The 25,325-nt window shown below is 67.6% G+C and carries 21 protein-coding genes; 7 read left to right on the top strand and 14 right to left on the bottom strand.

The genetic code is table 11. The features are described from left to right. Positions 1 to 98: 98 nt before the first annotated feature. Positions 99 to 1,205: a CaiB/BaiF CoA transferase family protein gene (locus ACWDSI_RS16580; protein ID WP_449757200.1), complete on the bottom strand. Its 1,107-nt coding sequence runs from the start codon at positions 1,203 to 1,205 to the stop codon at positions 99 to 101. Positions 1,206 to 1,372: 167 nt separating this feature from the next. On the opposite strand from ACWDSI_RS16580, the gene mftE reads away from it, so the two are divergent. The 4 genes from mftE (at position 1,373) to ACWDSI_RS16560 (ending at position 7,091) form a co-directional block, all read left to right on the top strand. Next, on the top strand, positions 1,373 to 2,092 hold the full coding sequence (gene mftE / locus ACWDSI_RS16575; RefSeq protein ID WP_449757199.1) for a mycofactocin biosynthesis peptidyl-dipeptidase MftE: 720 nt from the start codon (positions 1,373 to 1,375) through the stop codon (positions 2,090 to 2,092). Continuing rightward, a complete protein-coding gene (gene mftF / locus ACWDSI_RS16570; RefSeq protein ID WP_449757198.1) occupies positions 2,089 to 3,540 on the top strand; it encodes a mycofactocin biosynthesis glycosyltransferase MftF in 1,452 nt (483 codons plus the stop codon). The genes mftE and mftF overlap by 4 nt, the downstream gene beginning before the upstream one ends. A 15-nt stretch (positions 3,541 to 3,555) precedes the next feature. Then, positions 3,556 to 4,917: a mycofactocin system GMC family oxidoreductase MftG gene (gene mftG / locus ACWDSI_RS16565; protein ID WP_449757197.1), complete on the top strand. Its 1,362-nt coding sequence runs from the start codon at positions 3,556 to 3,558 to the stop codon at positions 4,915 to 4,917. A gap of 104 nt (positions 4,918 to 5,021) precedes the next feature. Continuing rightward, positions 5,022 to 7,091: a cytochrome c oxidase assembly protein gene (locus ACWDSI_RS16560; RefSeq protein ID WP_449757196.1), complete on the top strand. Its 2,070-nt coding sequence runs from the start codon at positions 5,022 to 5,024 to the stop codon at positions 7,089 to 7,091. 156 nt (positions 7,092 to 7,247) lie between these two features. Here ACWDSI_RS16560 and ACWDSI_RS16555 read toward each other — a convergent pair whose 3' ends face one another. Continuing rightward, positions 7,248 to 7,988, bottom strand: coding sequence for a cation transporter (locus ACWDSI_RS16555; RefSeq protein WP_449757223.1), 741 nt, complete (start codon positions 7,986 to 7,988; stop codon positions 7,248 to 7,250). Between ACWDSI_RS16555 and ACWDSI_RS16550 the strand changes: the two genes are divergently transcribed. Further along, positions 7,941 to 8,255 carry a hypothetical protein gene (locus ACWDSI_RS16550; RefSeq protein ID WP_449757224.1) on the top strand — a complete coding sequence of 105 codons (315 nt, stop codon included), beginning with the start codon at positions 7,941 to 7,943 and terminating at the stop codon, positions 8,253 to 8,255. The genes ACWDSI_RS16555 and ACWDSI_RS16550 overlap by 48 nt on opposite strands. On the opposite strand, the gene ACWDSI_RS16545 is transcribed toward ACWDSI_RS16550, so the two are convergent. The 12 genes from ACWDSI_RS16545 to ACWDSI_RS16490 all read right to left on the bottom strand — a co-directional run bounded on the left by ACWDSI_RS16545 (position 8,256) and on the right by ACWDSI_RS16490 (position 23,612). Continuing rightward, positions 8,256 to 10,526: a heavy metal translocating P-type ATPase gene (locus ACWDSI_RS16545; RefSeq protein ID WP_449757222.1), complete on the bottom strand. Its 2,271-nt coding sequence runs from the start codon at positions 10,524 to 10,526 to the stop codon at positions 8,256 to 8,258. A 128-nt stretch (positions 10,527 to 10,654) separates the two neighbouring features. Beyond that, the gene (locus ACWDSI_RS16540; RefSeq protein ID WP_449757195.1) at positions 10,655 to 11,350 is read right to left on the bottom strand and encodes a vitamin K epoxide reductase family protein; all 696 of its coding nucleotides are present in this window, start codon (positions 11,348 to 11,350) and stop codon (positions 10,655 to 10,657) included. Between the two features lie 47 nt (positions 11,351 to 11,397). Beyond that, positions 11,398 to 12,132, bottom strand: a complete 735-nt coding sequence (locus ACWDSI_RS16535) for a DsbA family protein (RefSeq protein ID WP_449757194.1) — start codon at positions 12,130 to 12,132, stop codon at positions 11,398 to 11,400. 140 nt (positions 12,133 to 12,272) lie between these two features. Further along, the gene (sigC, locus tag ACWDSI_RS16530) at positions 12,273 to 12,860 is read right to left on the bottom strand and encodes an RNA polymerase sigma factor SigC (RefSeq protein ID WP_449757193.1); all 588 of its coding nucleotides are present in this window, start codon (positions 12,858 to 12,860) and stop codon (positions 12,273 to 12,275) included. A gap of 48 nt (positions 12,861 to 12,908) precedes the next feature. Beyond that, a complete protein-coding gene (locus ACWDSI_RS16525) occupies positions 12,909 to 13,631 on the bottom strand; it encodes an aspartate/glutamate racemase family protein (protein WP_449757192.1) in 723 nt (240 codons plus the stop codon). 28 nt (positions 13,632 to 13,659) lie between these two features. Next, positions 13,660 to 15,288: an NCS1 family nucleobase:cation symporter-1 gene (locus tag ACWDSI_RS16520; RefSeq protein ID WP_449757191.1), complete on the bottom strand. Its 1,629-nt coding sequence runs from the start codon at positions 15,286 to 15,288 to the stop codon at positions 13,660 to 13,662. A gap of 237 nt (positions 15,289 to 15,525) precedes the next feature. Next, a complete protein-coding gene (locus ACWDSI_RS16515; RefSeq protein ID WP_449757190.1) occupies positions 15,526 to 16,233 on the bottom strand; it encodes a GntR family transcriptional regulator in 708 nt (235 codons plus the stop codon). Beyond that, the gene (locus ACWDSI_RS16510) at positions 16,230 to 18,290 is read right to left on the bottom strand and encodes an alpha/beta hydrolase family protein (RefSeq protein ID WP_449757189.1); all 2,061 of its coding nucleotides are present in this window, start codon (positions 18,288 to 18,290) and stop codon (positions 16,230 to 16,232) included. Before ACWDSI_RS16510 ends, ACWDSI_RS16515 begins: the two co-directional genes overlap by 4 nt. Further along, on the bottom strand, positions 18,287 to 20,089 hold the full coding sequence (locus tag ACWDSI_RS16505) for an N-acetylglutaminylglutamine amidotransferase (protein WP_449757188.1): 1,803 nt from the start codon (positions 20,087 to 20,089) through the stop codon (positions 18,287 to 18,289). The genes ACWDSI_RS16510 and ACWDSI_RS16505 overlap by 4 nt, the downstream gene beginning before the upstream one ends. A gap of 5 nt (positions 20,090 to 20,094) precedes the next feature. Further along, the gene (locus ACWDSI_RS16500; RefSeq protein ID WP_449757187.1) at positions 20,095 to 22,869 is read right to left on the bottom strand and encodes a YbdK family carboxylate-amine ligase; all 2,775 of its coding nucleotides are present in this window, start codon (positions 22,867 to 22,869) and stop codon (positions 20,095 to 20,097) included. 55 nt (positions 22,870 to 22,924) lie between these two features. After that, the gene (locus tag ACWDSI_RS16495; protein ID WP_449746543.1) at positions 22,925 to 23,425 is read right to left on the bottom strand and encodes a hotdog fold domain-containing protein; all 501 of its coding nucleotides are present in this window, start codon (positions 23,423 to 23,425) and stop codon (positions 22,925 to 22,927) included. Between the two features lie 10 nt (positions 23,426 to 23,435). Continuing rightward, positions 23,436 to 23,612, bottom strand: a complete 177-nt coding sequence (locus ACWDSI_RS16490) for a hypothetical protein (RefSeq protein WP_449757186.1) — start codon at positions 23,610 to 23,612, stop codon at positions 23,436 to 23,438. Between the two features lie 118 nt (positions 23,613 to 23,730). Between ACWDSI_RS16490 and ACWDSI_RS16485 the strand changes: the two genes are divergently transcribed. Continuing rightward, on the top strand, positions 23,731 to 25,137 hold the full coding sequence (locus ACWDSI_RS16485; RefSeq protein ID WP_449746757.1) for an anion permease: 1,407 nt from the start codon (positions 23,731 to 23,733) through the stop codon (positions 25,135 to 25,137). Beyond that, positions 25,134 to 25,325, top strand: a 192-nt coding sequence (locus ACWDSI_RS16480; RefSeq protein WP_449757185.1) for a hypothetical protein, incomplete at its 3' end; no start/stop codon positions are given. The genes ACWDSI_RS16485 and ACWDSI_RS16480, both read left to right, overlap by 4 nt.

Genomic DNA, 25,325 nt, shown 5'->3' with positions numbered 1-25,325 from the left:
ACAAGCTCAACCAGCGGGGGAAGTGCTCAACCAGCGGGTGTTTCGCTGGTTGAGCCTGTCGAAACCACCCGAGCGGGGAAGTGCTCAACCGTTCGACGTCAGTCGGTCCAGATGGTCGACGGATCGGTGGCTTCGCGGACCGGTCCGTGCGGGGTGGACGGCGACGTGCGCGAGAACCTCGGCGCCACCTGCGCCTGCATCACGCCGTCGATCTCGACGAGGTTGGCCCGCGCCGACATGTGCGGGTCGTCGGGCGCCTCGTTGAAGGCCAGGACGGGGGAGACGCAGGCGTCGGTACCGTCGAAGACCTTGGTCCATTCGTCACGGGTGCGGGACGCGAACGCCTCGGTGAACGCCTCCCGCAGCCGTGGCCACCCCGCCACGTCGTCCTGCGCCGGCAGGTCGGCGTCGGCGAGTCCCAACCCTTCGAGCATTTGGGCGTAGAACTGCGGTTCGAGGGCGCCGACGGCCATGTAACCGCCGTCGGAGGTTTCGTAGACCTCGTAGTACGGCGCACCGGTGTCGAGCATGTTGGAACCGCGCTGATCGCTCCACAACCCGGTGCCGCGGAATGCCCAGATCATCTGTCCCAGTACCGAAGCGCCGTCGACCATGGCGGCGTCGATCACCTGGCCGCGCCCCGACGATCCGCGCTCGACGAGCGCCGCGAGCACACCCATCACGAGGAACATCGACCCGCCACCGAAGTCACCGACGAGATTCAGCGGAGGAACCGGTCGGTCGTCGCGTCTGCCGATGGCATGCAACATTCCGGTGAGCGAGATGTAGTTGATGTCGTGACCCGCGACGTGCGCGCGGGGGCCGTCCTGACCCCACCCCGTCATGCGACCGTAGACGAGTCGTGGGTTGACGGACTCGACGTCGTCGGGACCGAAACCGAGGCGTTCCATCACGCCGGGCCGGAACCCCTCGATGAGCACGTCGGCCCGGCCGAGCAGTCCCAGAATGGTCTCGCGGTCGGCGGGGTCCTTGAGATTCGCCTCCACCACCCGGCGTCCGCGCAGCAGCGCGTCGGCGTCGCGTCCGGGCTTCGGCAGCGAACCCGGGCGCTGGACCCGGATGACGTCGGCGCCGAGGTCGGCGAGCATCATCGCGGCGTGGGGTCCGGGACCGATCCCGGCGAACTCGACAATCCGTATGCCGTGCAGCGGTCCGCCCGTGCCTGCCTGTTCCGGTGCGGTCATGTGAGAGTGCTCCATCCGTGGCCCGAGGTGTGTCGCCTGTCACGTCGACCGCACCAGCATGACACAGGCCGATCGTTCGCTCGGTGGGAAGGTCGGGTCGTGTGGTCGTGCGAGAAAACGGTCCAGTGCGGTTACTTCCGGCCGTCTGCCTCGCTACAGTTGGACGGATGACGGGTCCGGTATTGGGTCGGCACACGTGGCCGGAAATAGCGGACTCCCCGGTCACCCTGCTCGTCGCTCTCGGCTCCCTCGAACAGCACGGACCTCACCTGCCACTCGACACCGACACCCGTATCGCCACGGCGGTCGCGGCCGGTGCGTGTGCACGGATGGCCGATCCGTCGGTGCTGCTGGCACCCGAACTCAACTACGGCGCCAGCGGCGAGCATGAGGGATTCCCCGGGACCATCTCGATCGGGCACGAGGCATTGCGCAGCGTGCTCGTCGAGTTCGGGCGCAGCGCGTGCCGGTGGGCCGATCGCATCGTCTTCGTCAACGGTCACGGCGGCAATGCCGCCACGGCTGCTGCTGCCGTGTCGCTGTTGCGCTACGAGGGCCGCGACGTGGCGTGGTTCCCGTGTGCCTTCGCTTCCTCCGACGTCGCCGCCGACGCGCACGCCGGCCACACCGAAACGTCAGTGCTGCTTCACCTTTCGCCGGAATTGGTGAATCTGGAGCGGGCCGCGGCGGGCAATGTGGCGCCGATTGCCACGCTACTGCCGACGATGCGTGCCGGCGGTGTGGCGGCGGTGAGCGAGTCCGGCGTGCTCGGTGACCCGCGAGGTGCCTCAGCCGCCGACGGCGACGCACTTGTCGAGGGCCTGACCGCAGGACTGGCCGACGCCGTGACCCGGTGGGCCGTCTCCGACGACGGACGTCTCTCGTGATCTCCGCGTCGAAGGTGCGCGATGTCACCGCCGCAGAAGGCGGCCTGCCCGACGGATTCCAGGTGCAGATCGATCTGCGCTGTGCCCGAAACGGCGACCTGCGCTACCTGGTGGGCGGATCTCCGGCGCGGATGCTGCGGATGTCGGACGCGGCACTGGGCATGACATCGGCCGACGGGCGCATCCAGGTCTGCAACGAGCCCACGCGGGTTCTCGCCCGCACCCTGCTGGAAGCGGGCATCGCGAATCCCCGTCCGATGTCGGGGCCGTCCACGAACGATGTGACCGTGGTTGTTCCGGTGCGCGACAACCAATCCGGAGTCGATCGGCTCCTGCGTGCGGTGGCCGGACTGCGCGTGATCGTGGTGGACGACGGCTCTGCGGTGCCCATCGTCGTCAGCGGTGAGAAGGTGACCGTGATCCGCCTCGAGGAGAATCGGGGGCCTGCCGTGGCGCGCAACGTCGGGGCGACGGCCGCGACCACCCAATTCGTCGCCTTCCTCGATTCCGATGTGGTGCCGGATCCGGATTGGCTGGTGATGTTGCTGCCGCACTTCTCCGACCCGATGGTGGGCCTCGTCGCGCCGCGGATCACGGGTCTGAGCGGCCGACGAACCGGCGACGGCCGGCACCGCCGGCTGTCGCTGGCCGAGCGGTACGAGAACGGCTACTCGTCCCTCGACATGGGGCCGGCAGAGGCGGCAGTGGTGCCCTCGACTCCCGTGTCATACGTACCCAGTGCCGCAATGGTGTTGCGGTGCAGCGCATTCGATGGTTTCGACGAGTCGCTGCGGGTGGCTGAGGACGTCGATCTGTGCTGGCGGATGCACGCGGCGGGGTGGCGTGTCCGTTACGACCCGGTGGCCACGGTGGCCCACGATCACCGCACCGGGATGCGGACAGTCCTCGACCGACGGCGCTTTTACGGAACGGGCGCGTCGTTTCTGGCGGACCGGCACGGGACGCAGGCGGCACCGATGGTGATGTCGATCTCGATGGCGGCCGCAGTCGCCGCACTGCTCACCCGCACCCGTATCGGGCTGGCGATCGCGGTGATCGTGCTCGGGCGGGTCATGCTCAAATTGCGTGGCCGCCTCGGGGAACTTCCCCACGCACCGCTCGTGTCGGCGCAGATGACCGCCCGGGCAACGTTCTTCGGGCTGCTGCAGGCGGCCGGAGCGATCTGTCGCCACTACTGGCCGGTGGCCGTGCTGGTCGCACTGGTGTCCGCGAGGTTTCGGCGGTTGTTGATCGAACTGGCCGTCACGGAGGGTCTGGTGCAATGGGTGCGGACGGTGGCCGCCAATCCCGGTGTCGCGCCGGAACTGGGGCCGCTCACCTATCTGTGGGTGCGTCGCCTCGACGATCTGGCCTACGGCGCCGGACTCTGGCAGGGCGTCATCACCCACCGTGATCTGACCGCGTTGCGTCCGGTCATCACACCCTGACGCCGGGCGACGGCGATGAGCGATTTCGTCCGGTCCGGTGACGCGATTCCGGCCACCGCCGACGTGGTGATCGTCGGGGCCGGCAGCGCCGGATGTGTGTTGGCCGACAAGCTGTCCCGCGACGCGGCACGCTCGGTGCTGCTGCTCGAGCAGGGCCCGGTGACCTGGCCCGGCGACGACGTGCTCGATCTCCGTCGGCTGCCGATCGGGGAGGGCGAACCCTACGTCACCCACCACCTCGCCGACCCGTCGGTGACGGTGGTCCGCGGGCGCGGACTCGGCGGATCGTCGGTGGTGAACGGCGGGTACTTCCTGCGCTGGCACGCCGACGATTTCGCCGGCTGGCTCACCGGTTGGGACCTCACGGATGTGGACGCGGCCTATCGGGAGCTCGACGACCCCGACGGCACCATGAGGGTGCGGCCGTTCGCCGACTCCGAGCTCGCCGACACGGCGATCGCTTTCGAGAGGTACTGGGCCGAGCGCCTTCCGGTTCGGCCGCCGGCTGACCGATGGCCGATCGTCGGGGTCAACCGGGTGCTCTCCAACAGCACCGGAGGTCGGTCCAACGGTACGGGGAGTCGACGCCGAACGGCCGCCGAGGCCTACCTGCGCCCCGCGGTGCGCCGGTCCTCCCTCACCGTGTGCGCGCAGGCCCCGGTAGAGCAGATCATCACCAGCGGGCGCGACATCGTGGGTGTGGCGGTGGCCGGAACCACCGTGCGCTGCGACGAGGTGATCCTGTGCGCCGGCACGCTCGGCACCGCCGGACTGCTGCTGCGATCGGGTCTCGAGGCGATGGCCGCCGACCCGCGGATACGGGTGTACGAACACCGGGAACTCCTCGTCGGCTATCGCCGGCGCGATCGAACACCGGCCGGGCCCCTGCTGCCGTCGGTGGTGCACACCTCCGATGATCTGGAAATCCGTTGCTATAACGACGATTTCGCGAGCTATGTGACCGGTTTGCCGCCGCAGGGGCAGGCGATCGGGATCTGCGCCATGCGCCCCGGGGGTACGGGCGAGGTGCGCCTGGCCGACGGGCGTATACGACTCGACCTCGACCCGGTGGACACCGACACACAGCGGCGGATGGCGGCCGCGGCGGCCGACGTGGAGTCGATGCTGGGTTCGCCCGAGTTCGCGGATCTGGTTGTCGAGGGTTCGGTTCACGTCGATCCGGTGATCCGCACGTCACAACATGCGTGGGGGTCGGCGGCAATGGGCCGGCGCACCGACTGGCTCGGCGGTGTGTACGGGATGCGCGGACTGCGGATCGTGGACGGGTCGATCCTGCCGACCGCGGGCCGCAGTGGTCCCCACGCCACCATGATGATGCTCGCCTGCCGCATCGGGGATGTGCTGGCCGCTGCCTGATCACCGGCGGGCGTGAAGTGGTGCAGGTCGGCCGCCGAAGCCTCTCCGACATCGGGTCGTAGACTGGCTGGGACGTCGTGCAACCGGCGGGCGAGGAGGATGTGATGACCGCCGCTGACAGTACCGGCACCCATGGTGGCGGCGCCAAGGCGCAGACGGCCGAGGGCCCGGACACCGCAGCCCCCGCACCGGCCACCGGCGGCAGCCGATTTCCGGCGACACGACTGCTGGTCGCGTCGTTCGCCGTGTCGCTCGTCGCGGTGCTGATCTACGCCCTGGCCGCGGGCACGTCCCGGCACGTGGAGAGCGGAGACCCGTTCCCCGGCACCGTCACCGCCACCGCAGACGTGGTGGGCTACTTCCTCGGCCTGGTCGGGGCCGCGCTGGTCATCGGCGGTCTGGTGTTCATCCTCACCAACGCCCGGCCCGACGGCCACGGCATCATCGACGTCTCCGTCTACCGTGCGCATCTCGGACTTCGTCGGCTCGCCCTGGGCTGGGCCGTTCTGGCGTGGCTGATGGTTCCGGTGACCGCCGCCGACGCGTCGGGAACGACGCCGTGGCGCCTTCTGCGTGAGGGCTATCTGGGCGACGCGCTCGGGGTCAGTGAGCTGGCCGTGGCCTGGATCGTGGTGGCGGTGTGCGCCACCCTGATCGCTCTGCTGACCCGCATCTGGCTGAGCTGGACCGTGCATGTGATCGCGATGGTGCCGGCGGGGATCGCCATGTGTGCGTTGCTGATGGCGGGTAACGCCGGTCAGGGCCCCAACCACGACTACACCACCGGTTTCGGCGTCCTCTTCGCGCTCGCGCTCGGGATCTCCCTCGGGTTCCGCTGCTCCTGGATGTTCGCGCCCGCGACCCCGGATGCCGGCGAGCGTGCCGTCATCGCACACCGCAATGCGATCCTGCTGGTGATCAGCGACGCGGTCACCCTCATCACCGCCGTGGCGCTGGTCGCGTTTCTGCTGCCCGCTCGCTACGTGTTCTCCACCGCGTTCGGTATCGCGTCGCTGCACCTGCTCGGGCTGTTGATCGCCGTGCTCGGCCTGAGCATCGCGTCCGTCCGGCAGACCGCGGCGGTACGCCGGGGCGAGCGGGACCAGGCCAATCCTCTGCTCGTGCCGCTGGGTGCCGTCGCGCTGATGGTGGTCGCCGCGTGCTGGACGATCATGGACACGCGCGTTGCGCCCGGTCTGCTGGCCCACAAGTTCACCGGGTGGGACGTGTTCCTCGGGTACGAGTTGCCCGGTCCGCCGACGGTCTGGAACCTGGCCACCTTCTGGCGGTTCGACGTCGTCTTCGGTGTCGCCGGCGTGCTGGCCGCGATTCTCTATGGTGTCGGCGTATACCGGCTGCGACGACGCGGCGACACCTGGCCGGTGGGGCGAACGGTGTCGTGGATACTGGGATGCCTGACGCTGGTGGTGGTCACCGGGTCGGGTATCCGGGCCTACGGGTCGGCGCAGTTCAGCATCCACATGGCCGAACACATGGCGCTCAACATGTTTGCGCCGGTATTGCTGGTGCTGGGGGCGCCGGTGACGCTGGCGCTGCGGGTGCTGCCCGCGTCACATGCCGACGCGCCGCCCGGTCCGCGGGAATGGTTGCTGCGCTTCGTGCACACCAAGGTGACGGCGTTGTTCGCCAATCCGGTGTTCGCGCTGATGTTCTTCGTGATCTCGCTCTACGCGGTGTACTTCACGCCGATTTTCGGCACGTTCACCCGATATCACTGGGGTCACATACTGCTCACGCTGCACTTCCTGATCACGGGATACCTCTTCTACTGGGTGATCATCGGACTCGATCCCGGGCCGCGTCGTATCCCGTTTCTGGCGCGAATCGGGTTGCTGTTCGCGGTGATGCCGTTCCATGCGTTCTTCGGCATCGCGCTGATGACCATGTCGACCGTGATCGGCGACAGTTTCTACAGCCAGCTGACGCTGCCGTGGGTGACCGACCGGCTGCACGATCAATGGCTCGGCGGCGCGATCGCGTGGGGTGCCAGCGAGATCCCGGTGGTGCTGGTGGTGATCGCCATCGTGGCTCAGTGGGCCAAGTCCGATCGGCGCGAGGCCAAACGCGGCGACCGGCACGCAGACACCTACGAGGACACCGAACTCGACGCCTACAACGCGATGCTGGAGGAACTGGCCAAGTCGCGGCGATGAGGCGCCGCAGCGCCGCCCGTCGAGCGTGCCCGGATCACCGTTGAGCGTGCCCAGTTCGACGTCGAGCGTGCCCAGTTCGAGGTCGAGCGTGCCCAGATCGCCGTCGAGCGTGCCCGGATCACCGTCGAGCGTGCCCGGAATCGGCTCGGGTCGAGATCACACCTCGTCGGCAACCACGAAGTTCCCACTCGCGGTGATGGCTGCGGCGACGGTGTCGCGGCCCAGCGAGACATCGGACTCCACTGTCACCCTCGACACCCCGTGAGTGTCGAGATCCACCCGAACACTGTCCACACCGTCGAGCCCGGACACTGCGGTCGTGATTGTCTGCACACAGCCGCCACAATGCAGTCCCGTCACACCGAGAATCATCTGCGACAACTCTGCCTCCTCTGCGCCGGACGGCGCGATCAGATATGTGACGGGAACGGGTTCGGCGTCGTCGGCGCGTGCGACACCCTGGGCCGAATCGGCCACGGCGACACCAACATCGGCACCGTCGTCGGCCACTGCGTTGTGACGTGAACGCCGGCCGCCGACAAGTGCGATCACGAGCAGCACGATCGCTCCGAGGCCCACCACACCGTGTGCCACCGGATACCAGGCGGGTGGCGACCCGGTGAAATACCCCGCACACATCACCACTGCGGCGACGCCGAACGCCACCGCGGCAGCTGCCATCGCCGTGGAGGCTCCGGATGCTTTCGTGTCCGCCTCGCTCCGCGGTGCGGGTGAGGTTCTGGATGCCTCGATGATCGCGGTGCTCAGATCCGGTGCGAGGTCGGCGGCGCCGAAGCTGAGTCCCTGCACCGAGCGGTACCAACCCGCACACCCGGGACACTGTCGTAGATGTTCGTCGACGCGGGCAGTGGGCACGGATTCGCGTTCACCGTCCATCCGCGCCGACAGCGATTCGCGCGCGACCTCACACCGCATGAATCCATTCTCCCCAGCCGGTCAAGTCTTCGCCTCGGTGGTGCTTGTTCGACGCCGATCTGGGCACGCTCGGCGCTGATCTGGGCACGTTCGACGCTGATCTGGGCACGTTCGACGCTGATCTGGGCACGCTCGGCGCTGATCTGGGCACGCTCGGCGCTGATCTGGGCACGCTCGACGCTGATCTGGGCACGCTCGACGCCGATCTGGGCACGCTCGACGGGGTGATCAGGAGCGACGGTCGCCGAAGTGTTGCAGCCGCAGACTGTTGGACACCACGAACAGCGACGACAACGCCATGGCCGCGCCCGCGATCAGCGGGTTGAGCACTCCGAGCGCGGCGATCGGGATCGCCGCGACGTTGTAACCGAACGCCCAGATCAGGTTGGTGCGGATGGTGCGTTGCGTGGCGCGGGCCAGGCTCAGCGCGGCCGGGACCGCCCGCAGGTCATCGCGCACCAGGATCACGTCGGCGGCACCGATGGCGACGTCGGTGCCTGCGCCGATGGCCAGGCCGAGGTCGGCGGTGGCCAGCGCGGGACCGTCGTTGATCCCGTCGCCGACCATGGCCACCGATCGACCCGCGTCCTGCAGCGAGCGGATGGCGTCGACCTTCGCCTCGGGTAGCACCTCGGCGATGACGTCGGTGATACCCACCTCGCGGGCCACCGCGCGGGCGGCCCCCGCGTTGTCGCCGGTGAGCAGCACGGTCCGCATACCGGCCGCCTGAAGTCCCGCAACAGCTTGCGCAGCACTGGGTTTCACGGTGTCTGCCACGGCAATCACGCCGCATGGCCGACCGTCGACCGCCACGTAGACCGCGGTCTGTCCCGCGTCCTCGGCGTCACGGCGGCATCGCGCCGCATCGGCGGGAACCACCACCGACTGTGCCACCCAGCGCGGCGAACCGACCCGCACCTCGTGGCCGTCGACGATCCCGGACACGCCGCGTCCCACCTCGGCGCGAAATTCGGTGACCTCCCGCAGATCCGCCGCGGCCACCGCCGCGACGATGGCGGTACCCACGGCGTGTTCGGAGGCGTTCTCCACGGCTGCGGCCAAGGCCAGGATCTCGGCGTCGGTGTGGTGCTCGTCGCTCCAGACCCGTGTCACCGACAATGCGCCCTCGGTGACGGTTCCGGTCTTGTCGAACACCACGGTGTCGATGTAGCGGGACGTGTCGAGCGCCTGATACCCCTTGAGGAAAATCCCGAGTTGCGCACCGCGGCCGGTGGCCACCATCACCGCGATCGGTGTGGCCAAACCGAGTGCGCACGGGCACGCGATCACCAGCACCGCCAATCCGGCGGCCACCGCACGATCGACTGAACCGTCGATGAGCAGCCAGGCCACGACGGTGAGCACGGCAAGTGCGATGACCACCGGCACGAACACACCCGCCACGCGATCGGCGAGGCGTTGTGCCTGGGCCTTTCCGGTCTGCGCTTCCTCGACGAGGCGCATCATTCCTGCGAAGCGGGTGTCGGGACCCACCGCGGCGGCCTCGACCACGAGTCGACCACCGAGCACCGTGGTGCCGCCGATCACCGCCTCGCCCGGTTCGGTGGACACCGGTCGGGATTCGCCGGTCATCGCGCTCATGTCGACGTCGGCGTTGCCCTCGACCACCAGACCGTCGGTGCCGATGATCTCGCCGGGACGTACGACGAAACGTTGTTGTTCCTTCAGTTCGGCGGTGGGAATCCGCATCTCGCTGCCGTCGGGCAGCAACACGCACACGTCCTTGGCGCCGAGCGCCGCCAGCGCCCGCAGCGCGCCACCCGCGCGGGACCGTGCCCGTGCCTCGAAGTAGCGTCCGGCCAGCACCAGCACGGTGACGCCGGTGGCCACCTCCAGATAGATCGAATCGGCACCCCAGATGGCCGACCACACACCCGTCCCGGCTTCGCCTGCGGAATCGGATGCGAAGAACATCGAATACAGCGACCATCCGGTGGCCGAGAGCACCCCGAGGGTCACCAGCGTCTCCATGCTGGCGTTGCCGGCGCGCAGATTCTTGGCGGCGACGCGGTAGAACGGCCATGCGCACCACGTGAGGATCGGTGTGGCCAGCGCCAGCAGCAGCCACTGCCAGCCGACGAATCGGGTGCTGGGCACCACGGCGAATACGATCGAGAGGTCGGCGAGCGGGATGAAGAGGATCAACGCGACCGCCAGTCGGCGGAACAGTCGCTTGGCCTCGTCCCCGTCGGTGTCGGGGATCGGTTGCGGCGTGTCGGCGCGTACGTGGGCGCCGTAACCGGTCTGATCGACCACCTCGCACAGCGCGTCGGCGCTCACGTCCGCGCGGGCGTCGATCGTGGCGATGCGGGTCGCGTAGTTGACCGATGCCTTGACGCCGTCGACCTTGTTGAGCTTGCGTTCCACCCGGGCGGCGCAGGCGCCGCACGTCATGCCCGACACGTCGAGCTGGATGCGCGTGTCGGTGGCCTCTGACCGTCCGGGTCCGGCGTCGACGGATGTCTCCAGGGTGGTCACATGGTCCTCGATCTCTTCGTCGGGCCCCGACCGGGACCCGGACGACACTTGCGCACGGTTCTCTACCAGTATGTCGCCGGAACGTCCCGGAAAGTTCCCGGCCATGCGGTTGCGATGGCGATCGGTTGTCAGATCAGGGTGGACCAGTAATCCCAGAACTGGACACCGATCGCGACGATGACGATCGCGTACCAGACCGGCAGCAACACCCAGAGCCAGCCGCGGATCTCACGCGAGCGATCACCGCTCGGCAGCACCCGATTGACGCTCAGGATGAGGATGATCGGCACCACCGTCCACACCACCATGCAGTAGAGGCACAGGGCGTTGATGCGGTACAGCGCCGAGTAGGCGAGGAAGTTGACGAACACGAAGCCGGCGAGCGTGCCGATCGCCTGGCCCAGCCAGTACCAGCGGGGCAGCGAGATGCCCGCGGTGGCCAGCACGCCGGTGACGATGATCACCGAGAACGCGGCGATCCCGATCAGCGGATTGGGAAATCCGAACAGTCCGGCCTGCCAGCTCTTCATCACCGAACCGCACGAGATCACCGGATTCAGCGAGCAACTCGGTGTGTACGACGGGTCGGTGAGCAGATGGTACTTGTCGATCGCCAGCGTGGACGAGGCGACGAAGCCGATCGCACCGAGGATCAACACCACCAGCCCGGTACCCCGGCCGACCGGCACCAACGCGGCCAGACCGCTCCCCGTCGACCGCACCGAATCGTTGCGTGACGGCTCTGGTGCCGGGTTGCTCGGCGTGTCGGACCTGTCGGCACCGGTTTCGGCGTCGGGGACCTCGTCGGTGGGTGTGGTGCTCATGATGTGCCTCGTACTCGGTTCTGGTGCCGGGATTCTCGCCGGTGTGCTTACTTGTTCGCCGCTGCGTCGACGGCCGCGAGCAGCGCCTCAGGCGACGAGAGCTGGACCTGCTGACCGTTGATCTGGATCGTCGGAGTGGCGTTGACCCCGGAATCGAGGACCTTCTGGGTGTTGTTCTTCACCCATCCGCCGAACTGGTTGTCGTCGATGCACTGCTTGACGTTCGTGGCGCCCGACTGCTTCGCGATGGAGTTGAGTTCATCGTTGGTGAGGCCCGAACCGCCCTCTTCGGGCTGCTGGGCGTAGAGCGCGTTGTGGAACTTCAGCCAGGTGCTGAAGTTGTCGTCACCGCCGGTCGACTCGGCCACACACGCCGATGCGTTGGCGGCGCGGGAGGAGTAGTTGGTGGTGGACATGCGGTCGAGGATCGCGATCGGCTTGTAATCCACCGCGACCTTCGGGTTCGCGCGGATCTGCTCCATCGCCGCACCGAACTGGGTCTCGAACTGCCGGCACACCGGGCACTGGAAGTCCTCGATCACCGTGACCACCACCGGAGGCGTGGTGCCCTTGGGCGCGGTGGTGACGCGGAACGCGCCGTCGGTGGCCACGCTGACGGTGTCCGACGATCCGGTGGACGACTCGTGTGAGACGACGATCCAGACACCGATGCCGACCGCGAGGGCGACGAGGACGACCGCGGCGCCGATCTTCATCAGAAGCGAGCGACGCTTCTCCGCCGCTCGCGGGTCAACGATCGGCTTGCGGCGTTTGTCGGCCACGGGTCCCTCACACTTCCTTCACGTCGGATGTCACGGCGAGGTGTCCCGGGTCGGGTGCCGTCTGAGCGGCCGATCCGACAAGGACGTGCCCGTCGCCGCCATTCAGGGTACTGAACGTGGGGCGCCGACCGTCATGAGCCTTAGGTCCTGCCGCTGGACCCGTTGCGTCGCATCGGAGTCGCCGAAGCTGCGTCGACCAGCGATTCGCGTGCGCGAGCAACCCGCGAACGGACCGTGCCGATCGGGCATCCGGTGACCTGCGCCGCCTCCGCGTAGGACAGTCCCAGTACCTGGGTCAGCACGAGTGCTTCGCGGCGTTCGGCGGGCAGCGCCTCCAGTAGCAGATTCAGTTCGACGACGTCCTCCCAGCGGCCCGGTCGCTGGGCCGACGTCGCGGCGTCGGCCGCATCCACCCAGTTCACGCTGCCGGCGATGCGGGGGCGGCTCATCGCGCGGCGGACCTCGTCGGCACAGACCCGCCGCGCGATGGACAGCAGCCAGGTGCGGGCGGTGGAACCGGCACGGAAACGGGGAAGGGATTTGATCGCCCGCAGAAAAGTCTCCTGCGTGAGGTCGTCGGCCGAACCCGGGTGCCCCAGGTGAGCGACGAATCGCCAGACGTCGCGCTGGGTGGCACGGATGAAGGCCTCGAGTGCGCTGCCATCCCCGCGCGCGGCCGCCAGCGCGAGCGCGGTGACCTGGGCGTCGTCGTTGCCGGGGGCGGTCATGGCGATGAGCCTATCGCGTCGGCCCGGAGGTGTCGGCGGGCGGCGTGTTCACCGATCGAGCCCGGACATACCGCGGTACTGCTTCGCCGGTGGTGGCGCGAACTCGCCCGACGCGGTGCCGGTGTGCAGACGCATCGCGGCCATCGCCGAGAGCATTCCCACTCCGGCGGCCACCCCGTCGATGACCGGGGCACCGATCTCCTCGCTCATTTCTACGGCGAGGTCGGCCATGCCCGCGCAGCCGAGCAGGATTGCGTCCGACGAGTCGGCGAGCAGTGCCTCCCGGCAGGATTTCGCCAGAATCGCGGCGGTCTGCGGATTGGTCTCGAGTTCGAGCACCGGTATCTCGCACGCGTGCACCCCCAGGCACTGGCGGCCGAATCCGTAGTGGCTCACCAGATCACGCGCACGACCGACGGTCCGGCCCAGGGTGGTGACGACGGAGAACCCGCGGCCCAGCGGTGCGGCCAGGTGCATGCCCGCTTCGGCGATCCCCAGCACGGGAGCATCGGCCACCTCGCGGGCGGCGTCGAGTCCCGGATCGCCGAAGCAGGCGATCAGGTAGCCGTCGGCGCCGGGGTGTTCGTCGATCGCGCGGAGCAATCCGGGCACCGACATCGCCTCGTCGTAATGGCTCTCGATCGAGGCGGGCCCCATCGCGGAGGTGACCGCGATAATCTCGGCGTCGGGCCGCGCGACGCTGCGTGCGGCCGCCTCGATCACCGCGGTCATCTCCGCCGTGGTGTTGGGGTTGATGACGCAGATCCTCATGACCGGCAGGATCTCACGGATCGTGCTGTCACTCCGACGTCGCGGACTTCTCGGTCGCGGTCGCCGCCGTCGGCGATCCCGGCAGCGGGGTGCCGTCGGCCGCCACCTCCATGTCGGCGGTGATCGTGGACACTTCGGGAACGTTGGTGCCGTGCAGGAATGAGTCCGGCGCGTACCGCATGCCCAGGTAGTAGAAGACGAATCCGGCGCCGGCGCCCATGAACCAGGTGAAACTGGCCTCGTACGGCGTGCCGAACAGGACGAAGCCGATCGGGATGATGGAGGCCAGGATCACCGAGATGACCGCCACCGGATTCCAGCCGTTGCGGAACCAATAGGAGCCCTCCGGCTTCATCGTGAACAGGTCGTCGACCACGATCTTCTGCTTCTTGATCAGGTAGAAGTCGGCGATCAGAATGCCGAACAGCGGGCCGATGACCGCACCCAACGTGTCCATCGTGTAGTGGATCGCGCTCGCGTTGTTGAACAGATTCCACGGCGTGATCAGCACCGATCCCACCGCGGCGATCATGCCGCCGGTGCGCCAGGAGATCTTGGTGGGGGCAACGTTGGAGAAGTCGAATGCGGGTGAGACGAAGTTCGCGACGATGTTGATGCCGATGGTGGCGATCGCAAACGTCAGCACGCCGAGGACGGCGGCGGTGGTGTTGTCGATCTTGTCGACGATGACGACGGGGTCGGTGATGATCTTCCCGGTCTTGGGGTCGCGTCCGATGACGGTGGCGCCGGCGGACACGGTGCACACCACCAGGATCGAGAAGAACAGGAAGTTGACCGGCAGACCCCAGAAGTTGCCCTTCTTCACCTCGCCGAACGTCTTGCCGTAGCGCGAGAAGTCGCCGAAGTTGAGCATCGGACCCGAGAAGTACGACACGACCAGGGCGAAGGCGCTGATCATGGCGGTAATCGACGCCCAGCCGTGCATGCCCGAGCCCTCTGCGAGGTTGAAGCTGACGTTGCTCCAGCCAGCCTTCGCGATGAGATAGGCGGCCAGCGCGATCATCACCACGTAGACGGCCGGACCGCAGAAATCGATGAACTTGCGGATGGTGTCCATGCCGTTCCAGAACACCAGTGCCTGCAGCACCCACATCAGGGCGAAGCCGACCCATCCCAGCAGGGACAGTCCGAGAATGAAGTGGGATCCGTCGTCGCCGTAATCCTTCAGCGACGGAAAGAACTTCAGCGCCAGCAGCACGAAGGCCGACGACGCCAGATAGGTCTGGATGCCGTACCAGACCACCGCGATGCAGCCGCGGATGATGGCCGGAATGTTGGCGCCCTTGACGCCGAAGGCGATTCGGGTGGTCACCGGGTAGGGCACACCCGCCTGCTGGGAGGGCTTGGCCACCAGGTTGCACAGGAGGTTCACCGCGATGATCCCCACCACCAAAGCGACAAGCACCTGCCACGACGAGATACCCAGTGCGAAAAGGCTTCCCGCGAAGACATAGCCGCCGACGCTGTGCACGTCGGACATCCAGAACGCGAAGATGTTGTACCAGGTCCAGGTCTGCTCCTTGAGGGGAGCGAGGTCTTCATTGGTCAGGCGCTGGTCGTAGCCGACCTTGATGACGCTTTCGCCTGCGGCGCTGTGATGATGCGACTCGGTCGCAGTGTCGGTGGAAGGGGACATTCGGGACTCCTCGGGAGACAAGGGTAGGCGCTCGGTGCGAGCGGTCCTGGGGAAAAGGTAAGAACCCTTTGTTACCCGGGAATTAACCGGCAGATATATTCGACGTCTTTCCGCCCCCGGGACCCGAGCACCGTGGGGCGAATTCGGCCCGATTTGTCGGCTTCGGAAAGCGCGCGGGCCCCGGTCGTCACGCCGAGGCCGGACTCGTACCGGTGGGGCGGCGCACGCTATTGTGCGCTACACGTCCGATTTCACACCCAACGATGCGGCCGTTTCGATGATCGCGGCCTCCAGGCGGTCGTGATGGGTACGGGCCACCTCGAGCACCGCGGTGGTGTCGCGGTCGGCGAACGCGGCGAGCAGGTTGGCATGGTCGATGTTGAGCTTGTCCTGGGTCTCGGCATTCACCACGCGCATCACCTGGAACGGTTCGGTGAGATTCCAGGTGGCATCGAACATGTTGAGCAGTCGGGGCATTGCGCACGGAGTGGTCAGCGCTGCATGGAACTGTCGCGACACCGTGTGAAACGCCTTGCCGTCCTGGTACTTGGTGGCGGTGACCAGTTCCTGGTGAAATTCTGCGGCCCCGGCCAGGTCCGTGTCGGTGATGTTGTCCACGGCGCGGCCCAGCGCAGCCTGCTCGAGCACGCCCCGGACGAAGTAGATCTCCTTGAGTTCGGCCAGCGAAAGCTGGCTGACGTGGTAGCCGGAGTTGCGCTGATGGACCACCAATCCTTCGCCGACAAGGGTTTTGAGAGCCTCACGCACCGGTATCGGACTCAGTGCGAAGACGTCGGCTACCTCGCCGGGCATGATCTGCGCTCCCGGTGGTGCCCCACCGGAGAGGATCAGTCTGCGCAGTTCTTCCACCACGTTCGCACGGTCGTTTCCCGAGCGGGTCTCGGCCAGTTGGGCGACAAGTCGACCGGTCACGCGCCTGGTCATGCCTGCGCTCCCTCTCGGTGCGAGTGCGACACCTCGCGGTGTGCGCCGCGCGCCGACGGGTGTCGGCCGATCCAGCCGGCGACGGCCTCGGTGAGGCGTTGCTGGTTGTGCCGTTTGACGATCTCGTGTCCTTCGTCGGGAAACATCAGGAGTTCGGCGACGCTGCCGCGTGCCCGCAACTCGTCGACGATCTGCTGCGATTCGCTCACCGGGACATTGGTGTCGTGCGCGCCATGCACCACGAGCAACGGCGCGCGGATCTCGTCAATCCGGCGGATCGGCGAGAGATCTTGCAGCAGTTCACGATCCGACTCCGGGTGGCCGTACTTGGTGTATGCGGCAACGGCGATCCACGGCTCGGTGTTACGGAAGAAGGATTCGAGGTCGCTCATCCCGCAGATCGCGATGCCGGCAGCGAACACCTCGGGATGAAACGTCAGTGCGGCGAACGTGAGGTAGCCGCCGTAGGAACGCCCCGACACGTAGAGGCGGTCTGGGTCGGCGAAACCCTTGTCGCACAGATGGGTTGCGCAATCAGCGACGTCTTGGATGCCCGCGTAGCGGCCGTAGCGGTCGTCGGCGTGGGAGAACAGTCGTCCGTAGCCCGACGATCCGCGCACATTCGGCGCGAACACGGTGATGCCCGCGTCGACGAGCGGACCGAAGAGGAACTGGTAGTCGGGCCTGCTCTGCGCCTCCGGCCCGCCGTGGAAGTACAGCAGACACGGTGGGGGACCGGCCTCGGCATCGGACGTGTGGGCCCGATAGAGCCAGCCCGACAACGGCATTCCGTCGCGGGCGGAGAACTCTACGTATTCCGGGCGCAGCGCACTCGACGGCCCGCTGCCGACCACCATGTCGTCGCGGATCGCGGTGACCGTCTCCGTCGGTGTGTGCACCAGATGCACGATCGGTGAGTGTTGCGGACTCGACACCGTCAGCGCCACCAGGGTGCCCGCCGCGCTGATCGACAGATCCGAGGCGACCTCTCCGGGCAGCGGGACCGGGGCGTGCAGCGTCTGATCGGGCAGTGTCATGATCTGTAGTTCGCTGCGGCCGGACACATTCCAGAGCATGGCGATGGTCGACTGATCGTTGCTGACCGCGAACTCGTCGATGCCCGCTCCGGCCCGTTCGGCCAGGACCCGGAACCGCGTGCCCGCACGCCCGACCTCCACGCCGAGCAGGCGCGGGAATTTGGCGTCGAAATCGCTGACCACCACGGCCTGCACGCTGTCGAGGTCGCGCTCGGCATCCTGGGGTGGGCCCACGAAGATCGCCGACGCGTGGTCGAAACCCTGGTCGAGGATGTAGCCGTGGTCGGTCACCGCGCCGGGGTCGTTGGGCAGCAGCGTCGACATGGTGACGTCGTCCCCGGCGTCGCCCGCCGGACTCGGGGGTCGGTTGCCGCGATCGAATTGTCGTCGCAGCAAGAGCATGTCGCGGTAGCCGCGGGGTCCTGCGCGCAGCAGGGTGGCGCCCTTCCAGGAGTCGATGAGTGCCCCGCCGACGCGCACGTCGAGGGTTTGGGTGAAACCGGTGGCCGGATGTACCCGCAGTGAATGCGCGGTGCCGTCGGGGGTGGTCGCGGTGATCAGCACCCAGTCGGTGTCCCAACCCACCAGCGACACCGTGCCGAAGGAGCCGGCGCCGGTGGTGGGGTAGCGGGCGCCGTAGTCGGTGTCGGGCAGTGACGCGGCAATCCGGTGGGCCGTGTCATCAGCGGGATCGGTGGTGACCACCCACACCTGGTGGTGCTCACCGCCGCTGGGCGCCAGTTCCACCGCCAGCCAATTGCTGTCGGTGGAGTGGACGAGCTTTCGGACGGGCCCGGTGGCCGGCACCCGCACCCAGCGCAGTTCGCCGACGCCGTCCTCGGACAGAACACGTTGGGCCGCACGCGGATACCCTGTCCCGTCGTCGACGATGTAGGCGAAGGCGGAGCCGTCGGGAGACACCGAGGGACCGTAGGTGTGCCATCCCCGCTCATCGAACCGCAGCGGCGACGACGAGTCCGGCTCGGTGTCGGCGGGGTCGGTGGGTCTGGGGGTGCTCACTGCGCGGCGACGGCTTCCATTGTCTGCAACCACATTTCGAGCAACGCGACCTGCCACAGCTCGTTGGAGTCGAGAGTGGTGCGGATGCCGTTGGGATCGGCGAAGAGCCGATCGAGTGCCTCCGGCCGATACAGCGCACGATCCTTCGCCGACTGTGCTCCCAGCGTGTCGGTGACGAGGTCGAGCACCCCGCCCTCGAGGTGACGGATTCCCGGTACCGGGAAGTAGCCCTTGGTGCGATCGATCACCGCGGCGGGCAGCAGCGACCGCGAGGCCTCCTTGAGCACGCCCTTGCCGCCGTGTGCGAGCTTCAGGTCGGGCGGGCAGGTGGCGGCGAGTTCGACGAACTCGTGGTCGAGGAACGGCACGCGCGCCTCCAGTCCCCACGCCATAGTCATGGTGTCCACACGCTTCACCGGGTCGTCGACCAGCATGATGGTGGTGTCCAGGCGCAGGGCAGCGTCGACGGCGGTCTGCGCGCCCGGGGCCGACTGATGGGCCAGGGCGAACTCCCAGCTGGGGTCGTAATCGCTGTCGCCCAGGTGATACGGATCGTTGAGCAGGGCCCCGATCGCGGCGTGCGAGCGGTCGAAGAAGACGCTCTGGTACGCCTTGGTGGTGTCGCCGCGGGGTGTGTGCAACAGCGGTGGATACCAGGAGTAGCCGCCGAGGATCTCGTCGGCGCCCTGCCCGGACTGGACCACCTTGATCGACTTGCTCACCTCTTCGGACAGCAGGTAGAAGGCGACGCAGTCGTGGCTGACCATCGGTTCGCTCATCGCCGCGATGGTGTCCGGAACCGCGGGTAGCAACCGGTCGGTGCCGATGTGGATCTTGTGGTGATCGGTGGCAAAGGTGTCGGCGATCAGATCGGAGTAGGCGTACTCGTCGCCGGATTCGCCGCCGGCGGAATCGAATCCGATGCTGAAGGTGGCCAGATCGGTCTGCCCCTGCTCGGCCAGCAACGCCACCACCAATGAGGAGTCGATGCCGCCGGAGAGCAGGACGCCGACGGGCACGTCGGCCACCATGCGGCGGCGCACCGAGGTGCGCAGCGAATCCATCAGCTCGTGTTGCCAGCGCGCCTCGTCCCAGTCTGCGCGGTCCGGGTCGGGGGCGAATGTCGGTGTCCAGTAACGACGTTCGCTGCCGCGGCCGTCGGGGGTGATGATTCGGACGGTGGCCGGCGGCAGTTTGCGGATGCCGTTGTAGATGGTGTGCGGGGCGGGCACCACCGCGTGGAAACTGAAGTAGTGGTGCAGTGCCACCCGGTCGAGTGAGGTGTCGACGTCGCCGGCCCGCAGCAACGCCTGCAGCGACGACGCAAAGCGCAGCCGCCCTGGCGTTTCGGCGAGGTAGAGCGGTTTGATGCCGAGCCGGTCACGGGCGAGTGTCACCACGCCGGTGTCGGTGTCGGTCACCGCGAACGCGAACATCCCGATGAGGTGGTCGACGCATTCGCTGCCCCAGGCGTGGAAGGCCTTGAGGATCACCTCGCTGTCGGCGTGGGAGAAGAAGCGATATCCCATGTCCTCGAGTTCGGCGCGTAACTCCTGATAGTTGTAGATGCAGCCGTTGAAGACCATTGCCAGGCCGAGTTCGGAGTCGACCATCGGCTGACCGCCCCGCTCGGACAGGTCGATGATCTTGAGCCTGCGGTGGCCGAGCGCCACCGAACCCTTGACGTAGAGCCCCGATCCGTCGGGGCCGCGACGGGCCATGGCGCAGGTCATCTTGTCCACCGCGACCGCGTCGGGAGATGTCCCGTCGAACCGGATCTCGCCACAGATGCCACACATGCTGGTCAGTCCTCTCCCTGGTTTGTCTCTACCCCGGCGCCCTGTACCCCGCCGACCTGCGGAGCAGGGTCGGCGCCCTGAACCCCGCCGACCTGCGGAGCAGGGTCGGCGCCCTGTACCCACGTGTCCTTGCCGCCGCCGCCGCGCGACGAGTTCACGATCAGCGATCCGGCGGGTGCCACCCTGGTGAGGGCCGCCGGCGCCACATGGGCGCTGATGGTGTCGGACCCGTGCGCGCGCAGATGGACGAATACCCGCAGATCGACGTGGTGGGCGTAGAAGCCGTTTCCGTCGAACGTGGGGTGCGTCGACAGGGGCACCACCTCCTGCGCGATGAAACGTTCGGGCTGCGTGAGCAATTCGACGCGCCGATCCGCCAATTGTTTCTCCGTGCACTCGGGCCCGATGGTGATCCCGGAGCCGCCGAGCCCGTCGATGGGTTTGACGACGAGCTGGTCGAGATTCTCCAGCACGTGGTCGCGTTGATGACGTTCGGCACACAGCCAGGTGGGGACCTGCGGGATCAGGGGTTCCTCGCCGAGGAAGTAGCGGATCATTTCCGGGACGTAGGCGTAGATGGCCTTGTCGTCGCCGATGCCGTTGCCCAGCGCGTTGGCGATGGCGAAACGACCGAGCTGGAGCCCGGCCAGGATGCCGTGCCGGAGGGCCTGATCATCGACTCCGTGCGAGGACAGCAGCATGTCCTCGTCCATCCGCACGTAGGCGGTGTTCACCGGCACCTTGGACTTTCCGTGGTGGAAGTAGACGCGCCCGGCCTCGGGACCGTCGGCGCCGGCCACCGAGAGCATCTCCGGGGTGGCCAGGCCCAGGCCGGCGCCCTCGGCGATCAGGGTGTGCTCGAACCAGGCCGAATCCTTCCAGCCGGAGCTGAGCATGATGTCGATGCCGTCGGGATGCGCGTCGGGCGGGCGGGCCGCGGCGATGGTGTCGCCGATCATCGCGGGCACCCCGTTGACCGGGAGGGTGGCCGGTGGCATCGGGATCTCCGGCAGGAACTGCGTCATGAGTCGACGGTTGCTCATCGCGTACGCCACGCCCGAAGGCACCCGCAGATTGTCCTCGAGGACCACGAATTCACCGGGTCGCGGGGACACCAGGTCGGTACCGCAGATGTGCGTACGCACCCGTTGCCAGGCGGGCACGGTGCCGGTCTGGCGGTAGCCGGGGGCCCGGTCGAGCGCCTCGAGCGGGATCACACCGTCGCGTACCGCGTTCTGCTCGCCGTAGACGTCGAGCAGAAAAGCGTTGAGCGCCAACGCACGTTGCTTGAGGCCGGCACCCACCCGCGTCCAGTCGTCGGCACCGATGTAGCGCGGCACCACGTCGAGGGGGAACAGTTGGGCGCGCGACTGCCCGGTCACCCGGAACGTCACGCCGTCGATGCTCTGTTCGCGTTCGATCTGGTACTGCCGCTTGCGGAGTTCCATCGCACCGAGATCGGCCTCGGCGGCCAGGATGTCGGCGTAGCCGGGCCGGGGCTGCTGCGCGTCGACGGCCTCGTCGTAGGCCTCGGCGATGTCGTCGTCCCCGTGCGCGGCCGTGTGATCGCGGGCCGGGTGATCGCTGTAGCCGAGCAGCAGCGTGCCTTCGGGATCGGCGGGGATCACCACCGTCTCGAGGGTTCCGGCGGTCTCCGCGGCAAGACGTTCCACCACCGCGGTCAGCCGACCCCGGCGCCGCAACACCCGACGCTGCCGCGACGACGAACTGCCCGCGATCAGTGCGCGTTCGGTCAGTTCGGTCACCGTGTCCCAATCGCCGGTCTGCTCGAGTTCGCCACGCAGCGAGGCGGTCAGATCGCGCACCACGTCGACCGCCGGGCGCGGTGTGGCGCGCGCGATGTCGATGAGGTCGCCCTCCAGTCCCGACCGGGCGGCCTGCCAGATCGCGGCCCGATACAGGGTGGCGAAGGGGAGATCGGATGTGGGTGGCTTGTCGAGGCGGGCGGCCTCCCGGATCACCAGGGCGCGAAACAGTCCCGCGATCAATGCGATGGTGTCCACCGAGGGGCAGGAATCGCAGACACGCAGTTCCAGGGTGCTGACCCGCGCGGACGGCCGGACGTCGAAGTACACCATGCCCGGATCGGTGATCACCCCGCTGGAGATGAGGCGGTTGATCTCGTCGTCGTACTCGGCGGCGTTGCGGACGTCGGGGAATGGTCCGGTGGTGGGCCAGCGCTGCCAGACCAGGGTGCGGGCACTGGCATAGCCGGTGTCGGTGCCGTCGGCCCAGAACGGCGAGCTCGCCGACAACGCGAGCAGGGTGGGGATGTAGGGGGTCAGGCGCACCGCGATGGCCACCGCCTCGTCGCGGTTGGCCACGTCGACGTGGACCTGGGTGCCGCAGATCAGCTGTTCGCGGGCCAGCAGCTGGTAGTCGGCGAGCATCCGCCGGTACCGGGGGGTCTCGGTGACACGCATCTCGGTGGGCACCGAGAGGGGTACCGATCCGGCGGCGACCACACCCATGCCGAGGGTGGCGGCGGTTTCGACCAGGGTGCGCCGATTGGCGCTCAGATCGTCGCGCAACTCGCTCAAGCGCTCGTGCACCCCGCTGTTCGACTCGATCACGCAGCGTTGCAGCTCTTCGACGTAGGGGCTGTCGTCGGGCAGGATGTCGAGCAGTTCCGGTGCCCGCGCCGTCAGTCGCCACGTGCGCAGATCCACCAGGTGGAACTCTTCCTCGACCCCCACGCGGCGAGTGGTCCCGGGGCACTCGGTCGCGCGCTGTCGGGGATGGTCGGGAAGCGACGTCATCAACTAAGACTAGGAGCTTCGTCCCGGTGTGGCAGGGCGAGTCGGCCGGTCTGTCTCACCGCGGCGTGACCCATGTCGTGATCTCGCAGTGCACCACCTCGGTACCCGCCTTGTCGGTGATGCGGATGGAGACCACCACGTCCCGACCCTCGGTAGTGGCGCCGAAGTCGATCGGTTCGGCGAGAGCGGCCTCGGCGGTGAGGCTCGTGGTGGCCTTGGCGAGGTACTCGGCGGTCATGCCCTTCGGAATCCAGCGGTGGGTTGCGGGGGTGGTGGCCTCCATCAGCATGCCCATCGCCACCTCGGCGAGATTGCACGCGGCGATTGCGTGGAAGGTGCCGAGGTGGTTGTAGACGCCGAACCATTTGGGTGCGGTGACGCGGCAATACCCGGGCCGCATCTCGCGGACCATCGGCACGACCGTGCCGAAGTAGGGGACGCGGGCGACCATCCCGATGGAGAACACGAGCGCTCCGAGCCGGTTGTCGGGGAGTCGGCGCCGAAGCGCGTAGGTCGGGCTGACGGTCGTGCTGACGGGGGCCGGGCTCGAGTCCATGGCGGCGATGCTACGCAGCGCCCGGGCGGGGGTGAGGTCCGTCCCCGTTGAGCGTGCCCGGATCGGCGTTGAGCGTGCCCGGATCGGCGTTGAGCGTGCCCGGATCGGCGTTGAGCGTGCCCGGATCGGCGTCGAGCGTGCCCGGATCCGCGTCGAGCGTGCCCGGTTTCGGGAACCGACAGGTCACGGATGGGTGAATTGATCTTGGTAGCCGGTCGGGGACGCGTGGTTGGGGTGACGATCAAGATATGACGCACGCTCCCGAGCACGATGCGGCGACAGGTGGCGATACGCACGGCCCGCGGATGAACCCGCTGTGGTGGCGGGCGGGCATCCCGCTGATCGTCGGACTGATAATCTTCTTCATCCCGGCCCCCGACGGGGTCGACGCCAACGGCATGCGCATGCTCGGCATCTTCGTCGCCACCATCCTGGGGTTGATCCTGCAGCCGCTGCCCACCGGGTCGGTAGCCCTGGTCGGGCTGGCGCTCGCCATGATCACCAAGACGATGACGCCGAGTGAGGCGCTGGCGGGGTTTTCGAACACCACGATCTGGCTGATCGTGGCGTCGTTCTTCATCGCCGAGGGTTTCATCGTGACCGGACTCGGCAAACGGGTGGCCCTGATCCTGGTGCGGTCCATCGGGAAGTCGAGTCTTGGGCTGGCCTACGGCATGGCGATCACCGATCTGGTCCTCGCGCCCGCCACGCCGTCGAACACCGCCCGGGCCGGCGGAGTGGTGTACCCGATCATCAGATCGCTGGCGGTGCTCGAGGATTCGACGCCCGATTCCGATGCGTCGCGTCGTCGGCTGGGTTCGTATCTGCTGCTGACCGCGTTGCAGGTGAATGTCGTGACGTCGGCGATGTTCATCACCGCGATGGCGGGTAACCCGATCGCGGTGGACGCCGCCGCCGAGAAGGGAATCGACATCACGTGGGGCAAGTGGGCGCTGGCGGCGCTCGTGCCGGGTCTGGTGAGTCTGGTGGTGGTGCCCTGGGTGATGCAGAAGCTGTATCCGCCGACGCTGAAGAAAACCCCGGAGGCGCCGGACATGGCCAGGCAACAGTTGCGCGAGGCGGGCACGATGTCGGTGCACGAGTGGATCATGGCTGCCACCTTCGTGTTGCTGCTGGTGCTGTGGTGCCTGGGCAAGCAGATCAATGTCGACGCCACCACCACCGCGTTCGTCGGCATCGCGATCCTGCTGGTCACCGGCGTGCTCACCTGGAAGAACCTCGTCACCGACACCGGCGCATGGCAGACCCTGATCTTCTTCGGCGTGCTCGTGGCGATGGCCGACGAGTTGCGCAAACTGAAGGTGATCGACTGGGTGGGCGACCGGGTTGCCTCCGGGGTGAGCGGCCTACCCTGGCTGGCGGCGTTCGCGGTGCTCACGCTGGTGTACTTCTACGTGCACTACCTGTTCGCCTCGAACACCGCACAGATCGTCGCAATGTACGCGGTGTTCCTCGGCGCGGCCGTCAGCGCGGGCGCGCCTGCCCTGTTCTCCGCGCTGGTGTTCGGCTTCATCGGCAGCCTGTTCGGCGGGCTAGCACACTATTCGTCGGGTCCGGCGGGCGTCATGTACGGGTCCGGCTACATCAAGACCAGCGAATGGTTCCGGGTGGGTTTCCTGATGTCGGTGGTGATCATCCTGATCTGGACGGTGGTCGGCGGCGCGTGGATGAAGCTCATCGGCATTTGGTGACCCTCGACCCGGGTCTCCCGCTGGTTGAGCTTGTCTTTCGCTGGTTGAGCTTGTCGAAACCACCACCCGCGGGCACGCTCGACCGGGTCCTTCCGCTGGTTGAGCTTGTCTTTCGCTGGTTGAGCTTGTCGAAACCACCACCCGCGGGCACGCTCGACCGGGTCCTTCCGCTGGTTGAGCTTGTCTTT

The organism is Gordonia sp. NPDC003429, assembly GCF_053588575.1.
The sequence above is the reverse complement of the archived record's forward strand: the minus strand, read 5'-3'. Positions and strand labels throughout refer to the sequence as shown.